The 14571-nt window shown below is 72.7% G+C and carries 12 protein-coding genes; 7 read left to right on the top strand and 5 right to left on the bottom strand.

The window, feature by feature from the left end; genetic code table 11:
* Nucleotides 1-56: 56 nt before the first annotated feature.
* The 3 genes from VT52_RS07950 (at nt 57) to VT52_RS07940 (ending at nt 3076) form a co-directional block, all read left to right on the top strand.
* Nucleotides 57-851: a class II aldolase/adducin family protein gene (locus VT52_RS07950; protein ID WP_046417817.1), complete on the top strand. Its 795-nt coding sequence runs from the start codon at nt 57-59 to the stop codon at nt 849-851.
* A 266-nt stretch (nt 852-1117) separates the two neighbouring features.
* Nucleotides 1118-2398: a hypothetical protein gene (locus VT52_RS07945; RefSeq protein WP_046417819.1), complete on the top strand. Its 1281-nt coding sequence runs from the start codon at nt 1118-1120 to the stop codon at nt 2396-2398.
* Between the two features lie 165 nt (nt 2399-2563).
* Nucleotides 2564-3076 carry a DoxX family membrane protein gene (locus VT52_RS07940; protein WP_046417820.1) on the top strand — a complete coding sequence of 171 codons (513 nt, stop codon included), beginning with the start codon at nt 2564-2566 and terminating at the stop codon, nt 3074-3076.
* Nucleotides 3077-3230: 154 nt separating this feature from the next.
* On the opposite strand, the gene VT52_RS07935 is transcribed toward VT52_RS07940, so the two are convergent.
* Both VT52_RS07935 and VT52_RS07930 read right to left on the bottom strand, forming a co-directional pair.
* A complete protein-coding gene (locus VT52_RS07935) occupies nt 3231-3440 on the bottom strand; it encodes a hypothetical protein (RefSeq protein WP_046417822.1) in 210 nt (69 codons plus the stop codon).
* Nucleotides 3427-5022 (bottom strand): PspC domain-containing protein, encoded by a 1596-nt coding sequence (locus VT52_RS07930; protein ID WP_206306460.1) that lies wholly within the window; start codon nt 5020-5022, stop codon nt 3427-3429. Before VT52_RS07930 ends, VT52_RS07935 begins: the two co-directional genes overlap by 14 nt.
* A gap of 221 nt (nt 5023-5243) precedes the next feature.
* On the opposite strand from VT52_RS07930, the gene VT52_RS07925 reads away from it, so the two are divergent.
* A complete protein-coding gene (locus VT52_RS07925; protein WP_046417940.1) occupies nt 5244-6533 on the top strand; it encodes an ATP-binding protein in 1290 nt (429 codons plus the stop codon).
* Complete coding sequence (locus VT52_RS07920; RefSeq protein WP_046417825.1) at nt 6530-7276, top strand: LuxR C-terminal-related transcriptional regulator; 747 nt, start codon at nt 6530-6532, stop codon at nt 7274-7276. The genes VT52_RS07925 and VT52_RS07920 overlap by 4 nt, the downstream gene beginning before the upstream one ends.
* 48 nt (nt 7277-7324) lie before the next feature.
* Here VT52_RS07920 and VT52_RS07915 read toward each other — a convergent pair whose 3' ends face one another.
* Nucleotides 7325-8389 carry a C40 family peptidase gene (locus VT52_RS07915; protein WP_046417826.1) on the bottom strand — a complete coding sequence of 355 codons (1065 nt, stop codon included), beginning with the start codon at nt 8387-8389 and terminating at the stop codon, nt 7325-7327.
* A 432-nt stretch (nt 8390-8821) separates the two neighbouring features.
* Here VT52_RS07915 and VT52_RS07910 point away from each other — a divergent pair, with 432 nt between their 5' ends.
* Nucleotides 8822-9175, top strand: a complete 354-nt coding sequence (locus VT52_RS07910) for a hypothetical protein (protein ID WP_046417827.1) — start codon at nt 8822-8824, stop codon at nt 9173-9175.
* Here the strand turns inward: VT52_RS07910 and VT52_RS07905 are convergent.
* A complete protein-coding gene (locus VT52_RS07905) occupies nt 9153-10142 on the bottom strand; it encodes a tellurite resistance/C4-dicarboxylate transporter family protein (RefSeq protein ID WP_046417831.1) in 990 nt (329 codons plus the stop codon). The two genes, VT52_RS07910 and VT52_RS07905, sit on opposite strands and share 23 nt — an antisense overlap.
* A 173-nt stretch (nt 10143-10315) precedes the next feature.
* On the opposite strand from VT52_RS07905, the gene pcrA reads away from it, so the two are divergent.
* Nucleotides 10316-12820, top strand: a complete 2505-nt coding sequence (gene pcrA / locus VT52_RS07900) for a DNA helicase PcrA (RefSeq protein WP_046417833.1) — start codon at nt 10316-10318, stop codon at nt 12818-12820.
* Nucleotides 12821-12897: 77 nt separating this feature from the next.
* Here pcrA and VT52_RS07895 read toward each other — a convergent pair whose 3' ends face one another.
* Nucleotides 12898-14412, bottom strand: coding sequence for a M23 family metallopeptidase (locus VT52_RS07895; protein ID WP_046417835.1), 1515 nt, complete (start codon nt 14410-14412; stop codon nt 12898-12900).
* Nucleotides 14413-14571 lie beyond the last annotated feature (159 nt).

Raw genomic sequence — 14571 nt, 5'->3', positions numbered from 1 at the left:
TGGGCTGACCGGCGGTAACTTCCGGCCCGTACCGCCCTACCAGCGCTGGAGGACCTATGTCCGGGCCCACCCCGCCGCTGCCGCTGTCCACCGACCAGCTGCAGTTCGCCATGCCGCCGACACACGACTCGGTCGAGGACGAACGCCGGCACCGCAAGGAACGGCTCGCCGGAGCCCTGCGGATCTTCGGGCGGAACGGCTTCGAGGACGGGGTCTCCGGCCACATCACCGCCCGGGACCCGGAGCTCAGCGACTGCTTCTGGGTCAACCCCTTCGGGATGCCCTTCAGGCACGTCACCGTCGGCGACCTCGTCCTCGTCAACCAGGACGGACAGGTCATCGAGGGCCGCTACCACGTCAACCAGGCCGCCTTCACGGTGCACGCCCAGGTCCACGCCGCCCGCCCGGACGTCGTCGCCGTCGCCCACTGCCACTCCGTGCACGGCCGCGCCCTCGCCGCCCTCGGCGACCTCATCGACCCGCTCACCCAGGAGAGCTGCGCCTTCTACGAGGACGCCGCCCTCTACGACGCCTACACCGGCGTCACCGTCGACGCCGAGGAGGGCCGCCGCATCGCCTCCGCGCTCGGCTCCCGCAAGGCGCTGGTGCTGCGCAACCACGGACTGCTCACCGTCGGCGGCTCCGTGGACGCCGCCGCCTGGTGGTTCCTGTCCATGGACCGCTCCTGCCAGGTGCAGCTGCTGGCCCGCGCGGCCGGCCGCCCGGTCCTCATCGAGCACCGACTCGCCGTCGCCACCCGCGAACAACTCGGCGGCGACCTCGTGGCCTGGATCAACTACCAGCCGCTCTGGCAGGAGATCACCCGCAGCGAACCCGACCTGCTCGGCTGACCCCGACGGGACGGCGGGGAACGACCGGGGGAGGCAGCGGGAGGTCGGGAGAGGTCGGGAGAGGTTGGGGGAGTTCGGGACGATCGCGACTGGTCGCGTCAACACGGCGCCCGACAGTTCACTCCACAGAATCATGTCGGTGGGCTCCGACCGGTCCCGGTAAGGCACAATTCGCTGTTGACGTAGGGGAGTTGCACGGCGGCGGGACGGCTCACCGAGGGGCCGGCGGCCGTGCCGCGAGGTCGCGGGGAAGGCGGGCGTCGGACGTGGCGGTGCAGGAGGCGAGAGGGGGCGCGGATGCCGAGGGCGTCCACGAGGGCGGCTGCGGCTGCGGGGACTGTCCGCACGGCGCCCGCGAGGGGCACCGGCGGGCCGTCGCCGCGTTCCTGCGACGCCGCGACGAGTTCGCCGCCGGCCAGGGCCTGCCCACTGCCGTGGCCCACTCTCCCTCGGCCTCCCGTCAGTGGGTCTCCGAGGAGCTGACCCAGCGCGCGGAGGCCGTCGCCGAACGCGGCCGCGCCGAGGGCGAGATGTGGCTCACCCGCCTGTGGCTGCGCACCCTGTGCACGGTGTGGGGCGCGGTCGTCGCCCTGCTGCTCGGCGAGGCGCTGACCGCGATCGGCGCCGGCTGGACCACCGCCCGCACCGCGGCTCTGCTCGCCGCCCTCGTCGTGGCCGGCGCGCTGTCCGCCGCCTGCTGGTTCCACCGGGCGCGCGGTGGCGCTCTCGCCCCGGTGATCGGCGAGGACCATCGCATGTCCACCTCTCGTTCCGTCGCCGTCTGCTGGGTCCTGTTCATCGGCTACGCCGTCCTGCTGCTGGCCGCCCGCCTGGCCGCCGCCTCCGACCACGCCGAACGCGACGCGCTCATCTCGGGCCTCGACCTCGCCCGCGGCGCCGGCGTGGTGACCGTCCTCGCCGTGGTCTGCGGCATCGCCGTCCTGGTCCGCCGGGTGGTGGGCCTGCGCATCCTCGCCCAGCGGCTCCAGAAGGTCCCGGCCCACCGCCCGCGCGCCGCCGACCTGCTCACCGACGACTCCGGCGGGGGAGCCTTCACCGACATCCAGTACGTCGCCATCAGCGCCGTCGCCCTGGTCTTCGCCGCCGTCCGGCTCGCCCGCCGCCCCGACCAACTGCCCGACCTGCCCTGGGGACTCGCCGTCGTCGTCCTGATCTCGGCCGCCACCTATCTGGCGGGCAAGTACGCGGAGGGCGGCCGTGCGGTCATCCTCTCCGTGGTCCGTGCCCGCGAACCCGGCGACCTGGACGGTCCCATCCGTACCGGCGACGACATCGAGATCCGCGGCACCGGCTTCGTCCCGCCCGGCGCCCGGACCGCCGAACGGCTCTCCCGCATGGTCGTCCGCATCGGCGCCGTCGACGTCCACGTCCCGCTGGTCCCGGTCACCGGCGGCTTCCGCAACCCCACGGACACCGTTCTGACCGCCCCCGTCCCGGCCGACGTCGAGCCCGGCTCGGTGGAGGTGCAGGTGGTGACCGCGGCCGGCGTACCGACCAATCGCTACACGGTCCAGATCACCGAGTGAGCGTCCCCCACTCGCGGTCCTCCTCTCATACGAACGCCTGAAATCCGGAAAAACCCCTGGGCGATGATTGAGCGCCCCCTCTTTGTCATACATATGGTCGGGAGAACGGGCAGGTACGGCGGGGACAACGGGCGAGAGGCGGCAGGCAGGATGACCGGTCTTCGGATGGACACACGCACCGGCAGGCTGGACAGCCGGGACGGCTGGCGGGACACCGCCGCCCACTACGCCCTGCTGCCCCTGCGTGCCTTCCTCGGCGTCACCTTCCTCTACGCGGGCCTGGACAAGCTCACCGACAGCACCTTCATGAAGGCCGCCGGCGCCGGCTCGATCGGCGACACCATGCACGCGGCCCGTGGCACCGCCGCCCTCCCCGCCCTGATCGACCTCGCCCTGAAGAGCCCGGTCGGCTTCGGCTACGCCATCGCCCTCGGTGAGCTGGCCGTCGGTCTCGCCACCCTCCTCGGACTGCTCGGCCGCCTCGCCGCACTGGGAGGCGCGCTGATCTCCCTCAGTCTGTGGCTGACCATGAGCTGGGCCACGACCCCCTACTACTACGGCAACGACCTCGCCTACCTGATGGCCTGGCTGCCGCTGGTCCTGGCCGGCGCGCCGTACCTCTCGCTGGACGCCGCATGGCGTGCCCGGGGGCGGCAGCGGTCGCTCGGATACCTGTAGGGGATCGAGCGGGCAGGACACGCCGGTGCCGGTGCCGGTGCCGGTGCTTCGGGGCTGGACGGGGGTCGCGGACCGGAAGGCCGCGGTGAGCCTCCGGCCTTCCGGAAGCCGCCGGGTGCTCGGCCTCCCGGCGGTCCCGGAGGCCGCCCGGAGCCTATCCCCGCTCGGTCCCGCCCCGCCCGCGTATCGACCGGCTGAGTGTCGCCGTGGCACCGGCCAGGCACAGTCCGCCCACCACCAGCGGGACGATCGCGAACCACGGGGTCTTCCACAGGCCGCACGCGTCCCCGGCGTACACCACCCCGGTGGCGGCGAGGAACAACCCGGCGACCAGCTTCCCCGGCCGGAACTCATGGCGCAGCACGGTTCACCTCCACCTCTCCTGCCCCTACCCCGAGGGTGAGGTCCAGGGTGCCGCCGTCCTTGCCGCCCTTGACCGGTGCCAGGGTCACGTCCCTGTGCCGTCGCGGCCGCACGTCCACGTCCTTTCCGTTCCCTCCCGGCAACTTGATGTCGCCCACGCCCACATCGATGTTCAGCCGCACGGTCGCGTCGGCCGGCACGATCACCTTCAGCAGGCCCGCCCCGATGTGGGCGTCCGTGCCGACGGTCCGTCCCTCGGCCGGGTGTACCCGGGTCAGGTCGAGAGTGCCCCGGCCCGTGCCCAGCTCGTACGCCGGCCGGACCTGAGCCGCGGCGCCGGGTGTCCAGGACGTCTCCCGCCAGCGCGTGGTGATGTCCCGGGGCATCGCCGCCGCCCCGCCGAGCAGAGCCGCCGTGACGATCGCCAGGAACACCGTCCCGGCACCGGTGCGGCCCAGGAAGGAGCTGACCGCGATGCCCAGGCCGAAGACGGCCAGCGCACAGGCGAGTCCGGTCTGAAGGCTGGCCCCCAGGGTGCGGGTGTGCCATGTCAGCCCTGAGCCGAGGCCGCCCGCCAGCACCGCCAGCAGGAACACCGGGCCGCCTATCCAGCGCGGTCCGCGCGGCTTCGGGGGCGCGGGGTGCCGCGGCTGTCGCGCCGCGCCGGGGTGGGTCCAGGGGGCGGCGATGCGGACGTCGACGACCGAGAGCAGGTCTCCGTCGCGCATCCGCGCGTCGCCCGGCCCCCACAGGTAGCCGGTGCCGCCTACATGGGTGCCGTCCTTGACGATCGGGTCCCGCCACCAGGAGGGGAAGGTGATGGCGACCGGCGGGGCCTGCGCCTCCGGCGGCGCGTCGGCGGCGGCCTGCGCGGCCAGCGGGTCGGGGTCGGGGGCGCCACGGCGCCGCGACCAGTAGCCGGCACCGGCGAGCATCAGGGAGAGCACCGCGGCGAAGGCCAGCGCCCCGCCGTTTCTCAGCATGGTGAGGAAGGTCCCGCAGCCGACCAGGGCGAACAGCACGGCGGCCAGGGCCTGGCCGTCGACCCGGCCGGTCAGCAGCTTGCGCAGCTCGTTCTCCTCCTCGTCCTCGTACGGCACCAGCAGCCACACGAAGCCGTAGAAGATGAGACCGATGCCGCCGGTCGCGGACAGGACGGCCAGGGTGATCCGGAATATCACCGGGTCCATGTCGGCCTGCTGGCCGAGCCCCGCGCACACGCCCGCGATCATCTTGTACCGGCGCCCGCGCCGGAACCGGTCGGGTGCGTCATCGACGGGACCCGGCTGCGGAGCGGGCCCCTGCGGCGGGTCCTCCTTCCGCGCCCGGCCCTGTCCCTGCGCCGGTCCGTGCCGCTGCTCCTCCTCCCGCGCGCCGGTGTGGGCGCGGGGGGCCGTGCCTGTGCGATCCGTCCTCTCCGCCTCGCCCGTCTTCCCCATGTGTTCCGCGCGGGGGGCGGAGCCGTCGGCAGCCGCGTCCGTTCCCTCCGTCGCGGCGGGCGCGGCATCCGTCGGCCCGGTGCCCGGGGCCGGGCGTGGGCCGCCGGGTCCCGGACCCGTCGCGGCGTGCTCGTGATCCGTCATGGGTCCATGGTGACGGCCGGGGCGGCGCGGCGGCAGCCGGGACAACCCTGGGCGAACCCTGAAATCGGCCCTGACGCGGGCCGGGGAAGGCGTCCGGGCGGCGCGGACCGGCCGGTACCGGTGCGGGAGCGAGGCCCCGGCCCGGCCCCGTGGAAGATCAGGGGCGTCTCGGGGACCGACCCTGATGCCCCGCCACGGCCGGCCGTGTGACCATCGATGCCATGCCGGAAGCCGCAAGCCTGCCACTCGACGACCCGCGGCCGCCGCGCAAGCTCTACCGCAGCGGCGACGGACGCTGGCTCGGCGGAGTGGCGCGGGGCCTCGCCGGGCATCTCGGGCTGCCCGTCGTCTGGGTCCGGCTCGCGTTCGCCGGTCTGTTCATGGCCAACGGCCTCGGCGCGCTGCTGTACGCGGCGTTCTGGTTCTTCGTCCCGCTCGGTGTCGGTGGCGTCGGGGGACAGAAGACGTCCCCGGTCACCGCCGAGACCACATCCGGCGGCCGCAGAAGACTCGTGGCCCGCAAGCCGGACCGCGGTCAGATGGTCGCGCTGCTCCTCATGGTCATCGTGTCCACGGTCTTCGTGGGCAGTGTCAACCCGACCGGCGCGGCCAAGGCGTATCTGGTGCCCGCCGTGCTCGTCGCGGCCGGTGTCGCCCTCGTCTGGCGCCAGGCGGACAACGCCCGCCGGGCCCGCTGGGTCGAGGTCGGCCGGCGCCGCCGCACTCTGACCCTGGTGCGCGCGGCCGCCGGTGTCCTGCTGGTCACGGCCGGCGTCTCGGCGATCTTCGTCCTGCAGGGTTCGGCCGCCCACCTCGGGGCCGTCCTCCAGGCCGCGCTCGCCGTCCTCGTCGGGATCACCCTGCTCGCCGGTCCGTATCTGGTCCGGATGACCCAGGACCTCTCCGAGGAGCGGCTGATGCGCATTCGTGCCCAGGAGCGTGCCGAGGTCGCCGCGCACGTCCATGACTCCGTGCTGCACACCCTCACCCTGATCCAGCGCAACGCGGACAACGCGGGCGAGGTCCGTCGCCTCGCCCGCGCCCAGGAGCGCGATCTGCGCACCTGGCTCTACAAGCCGGAGGGGACGGGCAAGGACGAGGCCGACGAGCCGGACACGGTCGCCGAGGCGGTGCGGCGCAACGCGGCCGAGGTCGAGGACAAGCACGGGGTGCCCATAGAGGTGGTCGTCGTCGGCGACTGCCCGTTGGACGAGCGGATCGCCGCACAGATGCAGGCCGCGCGCGAGGCGATGGTGAACGCCGCCAAGTACGGTGGCGTCGGCGGCGCCGTGCAGGTCTACGCCGAGGTCGAGGGCGGGACGGTGTTCGTGTCCGTGCGCGACCGAGGTCCGGGCTTCGATGTCGACTCGATACCCGCCGACCGCATGGGCGTCAGGGAATCGATCATCGGACGCATGGAGCGCAACGGCGGTACGGCCCGGCTACGGGCGGTTCCGGGGAGCGGCACGGAGGTCGAGCTGGAGATGGAGAGGGCGGAGAAGACGGCATGAGCGACGCGACCGAGGCGAACGGCACGGCGGAGACGGCGGACGCGGCCGCGATCGGCGGGCTCGCCGGCGGCGGTGCGGGCGGGCGGCACGTCCGGGTGGTGCTGGTGGACGACCACCGGATGTTCCGCACCGGCGTACAGGCGGAGATCGGTCAGACCGCCACCACCGGTGTGGAGGTGGTGGGCGAGGCCGCGGACGTCGACCAGGCGGTCACCGTCATCACCGCGACCCGGCCCGAGGTGGTCCTCCTCGACGTCCATCTGCCGGGCGGTGGCGGGGTCGAGGTGCTGCGCCGGTGCGCGGCGCTGATGGCGGACGCCGAGCAACCGGTCCGCTTCCTCGCGCTGTCCGTGTCGGACGCGGCGGAGGACGTGATCGGGGTGATCCGCGGCGGCGCCCGCGGCTATGTCACCAAGACGATCACCGGCACCGACCTGGTGGACTCGGTCTTCCGGGTCCAGGAGGGGGACGCGGTCTTCTCCCCGCGGCTGGCCGGGTTCGTCCTGGACGCCTTCGCGTCCACCGACGCCCCGCCCGTGGACGAGGACCTGGACCGCCTCACCCAGCGCGAACGGGAGGTGCTGCGCCTGATCGCCCGGGGCTACGCCTACAAGGAGATCGCCAAGCAGCTGTTCATCTCGGTGAAGACGGTCGAGTCCCACGTCTCGGCGGTCCTGCGCAAGCTCCAGCTGTCCAACCGGCATGAGCTGACGCGCTGGGCGACGGCACGACGTCTGGTCTGACCCCGGCGCAGCGGATCCCCGCCGGCCCCGGGCCCGCGCGCAGGGCCCTCACACCACCCGCGTCGCCCCCGCGAACGGCATCTGGTCGATCGGGGCCACGCGGACCGGGGCCGAGGGGTTGGGGGCGTGGATCATGCGGCCGTCGCCGATGTAGAGGCCGACGTGGCTGATGCCCGAGTAGAAGAACACCAGGTCGCCGGGGCGCAGTTCGGAGCGGGAGACGCGTCGGCCCGCGTCGATCTGGGCGTAGGTGGTGCGGGGGAGGGACACCCCGGCGGAGCGGTAGGCGGCCTGGACCAGGCCCGAGCAGTCGAAGGCGTGGGGGCCGGTCGCGCCCCACACGTAGGGGCTGCCGAGTTTGGTGAAGGCGTAGGCGACGGCCGCCGCAGCGCGGGAGTCGGGGGCCGCGGCGGTGCCGGCCCGCGCCAGTGCCCCCCGGGTGTCGTCTGCCGACCGGGAGGCGTGTCCCGCGGTGGTGCCGCCGCCGGTCACCCGGTCGCGCTGCGCCGGGCTCAACTCGGCCAACAGCTTTCGAGCCTCGGCCAGTTTGCCGGTGACGGACGCCTTCTGCCGCCGCAGCTCGTCCTGGTGGGACTTCAGGGACTTCAGCTCGACGCGGGCGGCGCCGCGCAGCCGCTCGATCTCCTGGAGCTGCTGGCGCACCTGGGACACCGCGGCGGCCTGCCGGGCGCCGGCGCGTTCGGCGAGGGCGGCGTCGTCCAGGTAGCGGTTCGGGTCACTGGACAGGGCGAGTTGCCAGGCGGGGGCGATGTCTCCGGAGCGGTACTGCGCGGCGGCGAAGGTACCGAGTGCGTCCCGGGCGGAGTTGAGCTTCCGCGTCCTGCGGGCGGCCTCGTCGCGCAGCGAGTTCAGCCGGCGTTCGCCCGCGTCCGCCTGCTCCTTGGCGCCGTCGTATTTCTGTGTCGCGGTCTCGGCCTCCCGGTACAAGGTCGCCACCTCGGTCCTCACCTGCGTGGCCGTCAGCCGGGGCTCGGCCTGTCCGGTGCCGTCGAAGCCCGTCGCGGTGGCCGCCCCCGCCATGGCGAGGATGGCCGCGGTCCGGGCCGTGTGGCCCCTGAACGGGTGCTGCCGTGGCCTGCGGTGCGCTGCCACCTGTGCCGTCACGTCCTTTCGTACGACTGATGCGACTGATGCGGCCGATACGGCCGGGACATCCGATGCGGGACCCGGCGGCGGGGGCCGGGTGCCCGGGGGAGGAAGCTAAGCCGGACGGTGACGAGTTGGTAACGCACTGTGCGGAAATGGCTTTGATGGGGCGGCATGTGTCCGTATGCGACCGAGCCGGAGGGTCCACGGCGTCGCCTTCGCGCAGTGTGGTGACCGAAGGGTGAGAAGTGATGGAGGGGAGAGGGGTGAGGTGCTATGGGCCGCATCCGCGCGGGATGTGTGCGCAGGTGGCGGTGACGGGCGGTGGGTGTGCCGGTCCGGAGTCGGAGCTCGGTGCCCCGGCTCGCACCGTTCGAGGGCCCGGAACGGCACCCTGCCGTCCTGGGCCCTGATGCCGACGAATTAGGCTCCCGCTCCATGGACGTACTCATCCATCTCTTCGTCGGCCTGCACATCATCGGCATCGCCGCGTTGCTCGGTGGCTTCCTTACCCAGATGAAGGCGATGGGCCGGGGCACGGCGCGGTTCGTGCCCGGGATGCTGCACGGGGCGCTGACCATGCTGGTCACCGGTGTGGCCCTGGTCGGGCTCAATCAGGCGCAGGGCGCCCACATCAACACCATAAAGATCGGCATCAAGCTGGCGCTGCTGATCGTGATCCTCGGCCTGGTCTACGTCAAGCGGGACGAGGAGCGGATCGACAAGGCGCAGTTCGGGCTGGTCGGCGCGCTGACCGCGACGAACGTCTTCATCGCGGTGCTCTGGACCTGATCTCGACGGACCCGGCGCGGGCCGTGCGCACCGCGGCGGTGACCGTGCCGGCGGCCACCCAGAGCCAGGCCGCCACCGCCACCCAGACCAGCACGTGGCCGGGCACCCTCAGCCAGGGGACACCGGCCGCGGTCGCGACGGACAGGGTCGCCGCGGCCGTCATGCCCAGGGGGAAGACCGTCGCCCACCGGTGCTGGTCGTAGCGGAGCCTGGGGCGGACCGCCTCGGCGGCCAGCAGCACGACGTAGGCCGCCAGGGACAGGGCGAGCAGCAGGACCGTCGTCGTGAGCAGGGTGCCGCGGTCGTCCTCGTTCCACAGGTACAGCCCGCTCGTGTCCCCGGCGGCGAGCAGGCCCGCCCCGGCCAGCGCCGAGATGGCGAGCGCCCCGCCCGCGATCCAGTGGTCCCCGGGCCCCTCCAGCATCTGCCGTACATCGAAGCGGGGCAGGGCGAGGGCGTAGAGCACCAACCCCAGCCAGAACAGCACCAGCGCGGTGTGCGCGAGCCAGGCCGTGCGCTCGGCCGCCGCCAGGGCCGCGGCCGACAGGACCAGCCCCTGGGTGGCCACACAGCACAGGAACACCGCGCCCGGCATACGTGACTGCCAGTGCCGTACCACGATCGGGAGCAGCACCGCCCAGAGCACCGTCGCGAGGGCCAGCAGCGCCTCGGCCGGGAGGTGCCGGCTCAGGGTCGCGAGGCGGGAGGCCAGCACGGCGGTCGCGGCGGCCGCCGTCGGCGCCCCGGGGCTGCGTGCCTCGGCCGCCCAGCGGCCCCGTTCCAGGAGCAGCCGCTGTACGAAACCGACGCTCAGCAGCGCCCAGGAGACGCCCGCCAGCGCCAGCGCCGCCAGGGAGAGGGCCTCGGCGCCGATCAGGTGCAGCCCCGTCGACACGATGCCGGTCGCCATCACGGCGGTCCCGGCGGCCGGGGACCGGCCCGCCCACCACGTACGCAGACCGGACATGCGCCCGATGCTAGGCAGAGTCCCGGGCCGGGTGGGGCGGGCACGCGCGCGGGGGCGCGAAAACACCCGGACGGGACAGCGCCGGGGGCGGGATCCGTGATTTCCCCGGCTTTACCCTCGGGTTTCCGGGTGCGGGACCGGTTGTCGGTGGGGCGCCCTAGACTCGGAAGGCGATGAGCAGCCTCTTTGACGACAGCTTCCTGGCGGATCTCCAGGCCCCGCGTGGGCACGAGGAGGAACACGCGCCACCGCCCGAGGACGATCATGCTCCGGAGCCGATCCCGGACGATCTGTTCGGCGGGAAGTTCGACGTGCCGCCGGACCGGGACACCCACTACCGCGACGGCGCCCCGCGCCCCCCGCTCGACGCGGCGGCCCTGCTGGAGGGGCTGAACGAGAACCAGCGCGCCGCGGTCGCGCACGCCGGCTCCCCGCTGCTCATCGTGGCCGGCGCCGGCTCCGGCAAGACCCGTGTGCTCACCCACCGCATCGCCCACCTGCTCGCCGAGCGCGATGTGCACCCGGGGCAGATCCTCGCGATCACCTTCACCAACAAGGCCGCGGGTGAGATGAAGGAGCGCGTCGAGGCGCTCGTCGGCCCTCGTGCGGGCGCGATGTGGGTGATGACCTTCCACAGCGCGTGCGTGCGCATCCTGCGCCGGGAGAGCAAGAAGCTCGGCTTCACGTCGTCGTTCTCGATCTACGACGCGGCCGACAGCAAGCGCCTGATGGCCCTGGTCTGCCGCGACCTGGACCTCGACCCCAAGCGCTTCCCGCCCAAGTCCTTCAGCGCCAAGATCAGCAATCTGAAGAACGAGCTGATCGACGAGGAGGACTTCGCCGCCCAGGCCGCCGACGGATTCGAGAAGACCCTCGCCCAGGCGTACGCGCTCTACCAGTCGCGGCTGCGCGAGGCCAACGCGCTCGACTTCGACGACCTGATCATGACGACGGTCAACCTGCTGCGCGCCTTCCCGGACGTCGCCGAGCACTACCGCCGCCGCTTCCGGCACGTCCTGGTGGACGAGTACCAGGACACCAACCACGCCCAGTACGCACTCGTCCGCGAACTGGTCGGCACCGCCGGGCACGACGCGGACGTACCCCCCGGCGAGTACGACGTCCCGCCCGCCGAACTCTGCGTCGTGGGTGACGCGGACCAGTCGATCTACGCCTTCCGCGGCGCGACCATCCGCAACATCCTCCAGTTCGAGGAGGACTACCCGGACGCGACGACGATCCTGCTGGAGCAGAACTACCGCTCCACGCAGACCATCCTGTCCGCCGCCAACGCGGTCATCGAGCGCAACGAGTCCCGCCGCCCGAAGAACCTGTGGACCAACGCCGGGCAGGGTGCACGGATCACGGGCTATGTCGCCGACACCGAGCACGACGAGGCCCAGTTCGTCGCCGACGAGATAGACCGCCTCACGGACGCGGGCGAGGCGCGCGCCGGTGACGTGGCCGTCTTCTACCGGACCAACGCCCAGTCCCGTGTCTTCGAAGAGATCTTCATCCGCGTCGGCCTGCCCTACAAGGTCGTCGGCGGCGTCCGCTTCTACGAGCGCAAGGAGGTCCGGGACGTCCTCGCCTACCTGCGCGTCCTCGCCAACCCCGAGGACTCGGTACCGCTGCGCCGCATCCTCAACGTGCCCAAGCGGGGCATCGGCGAGCGCGCCGAGGCGATGATCGACGCCCTCGCCCAGCGGGAGAGGATCAGCTTCCCGCAGGCGCTCAAGCGGGTGGACGAGGCGTACGGCATGGCCGCGCGCTCCACCAACGCGGTCAAGCGCTTCAACACGCTGATGGAGGACCTGCGCACCATCGTGGAGTCCGGAGCCGGACCGGCCACGGTCCTGGAGGCCATACTCGAACGCACCGGCTATCTGGCGGAGTTGCAGAACTCCACCGACCCGCAGGACGAGACCCGGATCGAGAACCTCCAGGAACTCGCCGCCGTCGCGCTGGAGTTCGAACAGGAGCGAGGTGAGGGCGAAGTGGCGCCGGACGCCCCCGTCACGGGCGGCACGCTGGCCGAGTTCCTGGAGCAGGTCGCCCTGGTCGCCGACTCCGACCAGATCCCGGACGGGGAGGACGGCGACGGCGTCATCACCCTGATGACCCTGCACACCGCCAAGGGCCTGGAGTTCCCGGTGGTGTTCCTGACCGGCATGGAGGACGGCGTCTTCCCGCACATGCGCGCCCTCGGGCAGGTCAAGGAGCTGGAGGAGGAACGGCGTCTGGCGTACGTGGGCATCACCCGCGCGCGGGAGCGGCTGTACCTCACGCGGGCCGCGATGCGCAGCGCCTGGGGGCAGCCGTCGTACAATCCGCCCTCCCGCTTCCTGGAGGAGATCCCGGCCGCACATGTGGACTGGAAGCGCACGGGCGCGACGGCGCCGCTGTCCTCCGGGCCCGCGTCCGGGGTGGCGGCCTCGCTGTCCTCCTCGCGTTCGCGTTCCTCGGCCTCGGGCGCGTCCGGCTTCGCCACGCGGCGCACCGCGGAGAAGCCGGTGGTCGGGCTGTCCGTCGGGGACCGGGTCACCCACGACCAGTTCGGGCTCGGCACGGTCGTCGGGGTCAAGGGCACGGGCGCGAACGCGGAGGCCACGATCGACTTCGGCGACACCAAGCCGAAGCGGCTGCTGCTGCGCTACGCGCCGGTGGAGAAGCTCTAGGCGGACGCGGGAAGGGGCCCTCGCCATCGGCGGGGCCCCGTCTCAGCCGGACGTTCCGGTTTCGTTCGACGTCCTGGTTACGTGGGGTCGAGCCCGTGGCTGCGCAGCCACGGCAGCGGGTCGACCGCCGCCCCGCCCCCGGGCCGTACCTCGAAGTGCAGGTGCGGGCCGGTGGAGTTGCCGGAGTTGCCGGAGTGGGCGATCGGCTGGCCCGCCTTGACGGTCGTACCGGGGGCGACGACATAGCGGGACAGGTGGCAGTACCAGGTCTGCGTGCCGTCCTTGGCGGTCAGGATCAGCATGTTGCCGTAGGCGCTGTTCCACTTGGTGGCGACGGTGCCGTCGGTCGCGGCCATCACCGTGGTGCCGTAGGCGACGGGGAAGTCGATGCCGGTGTGCACGGACATCCAGTTGACGCCGGCCTGGCCGAAGTAGGCGCTGAGGCCCTTCTGGAGGACCGGCAGCACGAACTTGGGCCGCAGCCGTTCCTTCAGGGCGGCCTCCGCGGCCGCCTTCTTCTTCTCCTGGTCCTGCTGCTGCTTGAGGTCGATCCGCTCCTGGGTGCGGCTCGCCCGGTCGGCGAAGTCGTCGGCGCCCGCCGACAGCCCCTTGAGCTGGGTGTCCAGCTTGCTGTTGGCGACCGACGGCTGGACCGCGTGCGCGTCCGAGGCGGAGGCGGTGGTCTCGGTGGATCCGTCGTCGTGCAGGGCGCCGACGGAGGCCACCGCGATCCCGGCGACACCCACCACACAGGCCGAGGGAACGGCGATGGTCAGCAGCGCGGAGCGCTTCGCGGGGGTACGGCGCCGGGAACGCGCCCCGGCCCGCGCGCCCGCGCGTCCACCCGTAGGGACCGGAGTCGGTGCGGGCTCCTGCTGATTCTCCAGCAGGTGCGGTACGGCGGCGGGTTCACCGGTGCCGTCCAGGCCGGCGAACCCCTCGAAGGTCGCGGTCTCCTGCTGGTCGAACGGTACGGTGTCCGGCTCGTACGCCACACCGTCCTGCTGGAACGGCATGCCGCCGTGCTCGTACGGCGCCGCCCCCTGCTCGTAGGGCACGGCCTCCTGTTCGGCGCCCGCCGCCGCGACCGGCCCGGCGGAGTTCCACTGCGTGGCGTCGTACGCGCCCGTGTCGAAGGTCTGGGTGCCCCACTCCCACTGCTGTGTGGCGACGGGGGTGCCGGAGTGGTCGGGGTGCAGCCAGGCGCCCGCGTCCCACTGGCCGCTCACCTCGTTGCCCGCGGCCTGCGCGGGGACGGTCCAGGCGGTGCTGTCGTAGGCACCCGTGTCGTAACCGGCCTGGTGCTGGGGCGCGTAGGCGCCGTAGGCGGGGGCCGGCACGGCGTCGGAGTACCATTGGCCGGTGGCATATTCACCCGTGGCATGAGTGCCGCCGGGGAAGTGGCCGGAGGGCGCGTCCGGGGTGAGGCCCGCGGCGGAACCACTGGTGAAACCGGTGGCGTCGTAGCCGCCGTACGTGGTGAAGTCGTCGTAGGGGACTTCCGGGGTGCCGTACGACGCCGGGGGAGCCGCGGAGGCGTCGGAAGCCGGGGCCGGGGTGGTCAGGGTCCCCGACGGGTGACGGTCGTTCACCAACTTCTCTTTCGCCTCGACAACAGGGGCTGCCAGAGCAGTGCGGCGACTGTACCCGGCGGTATGCGGGCGCGACAATCTTCGGCCGGTTTCGCTGGACCGGAAACGGGCATTCGGCGCTGTTTCGGGGAGCGCTCGACCCGAGTTTGGCTTTCTGTT

This window comes from Streptomyces malaysiense, from assembly GCF_000980885.2.
In the GTDB taxonomy this organism is placed as follows: domain Bacteria; phylum Actinomycetota; class Actinomycetes; order Streptomycetales; family Streptomycetaceae; genus Streptomyces; species Streptomyces malaysiense.
Note: the sequence above shows the minus strand (reverse complement) of the source record. Positions and strands in the feature narration are given on the sequence as shown.

What these genes read in the sequence shown, in the direction of transcription:
- VT52_RS07950 (WP_046417817.1), top strand. Translation starts at nt 57, where the DNA reads ATGTCCGGGCCCACCCCGCCGCTGCCGCTGTCCACCGACCAGCTGCAG.
- VT52_RS07940 (WP_046417820.1), top strand. Translation starts at nt 2,564, where the DNA reads ATGGACACACGCACCGGCAGGCTGGACAGCCGGGACGGCTGGCGGGAC.
- VT52_RS07930 (WP_206306460.1), bottom strand. Translation starts at nt 5,022, where the DNA reads ATGACGGATCACGAGCACGCCGCGACGGGTCCGGGACCCGGCGGCCCA.
- VT52_RS07925 (WP_046417940.1), top strand. Translation starts at nt 5,244, where the DNA reads ATGCCGGAAGCCGCAAGCCTGCCACTCGACGACCCGCGGCCGCCGCGC.
- VT52_RS07920 (WP_046417825.1), top strand. Translation starts at nt 6,530, where the DNA reads ATGAGCGACGCGACCGAGGCGAACGGCACGGCGGAGACGGCGGACGCG.
- VT52_RS07910 (WP_046417827.1), top strand. Translation starts at nt 8,822, where the DNA reads ATGGACGTACTCATCCATCTCTTCGTCGGCCTGCACATCATCGGCATC.
- VT52_RS07905 (WP_046417831.1), bottom strand. Translation starts at nt 10,142, where the DNA reads ATGTCCGGTCTGCGTACGTGGTGGGCGGGCCGGTCCCCGGCCGCCGGG.
- pcrA (WP_046417833.1), top strand. Translation starts at nt 10,316, where the DNA reads ATGAGCAGCCTCTTTGACGACAGCTTCCTGGCGGATCTCCAGGCCCCG.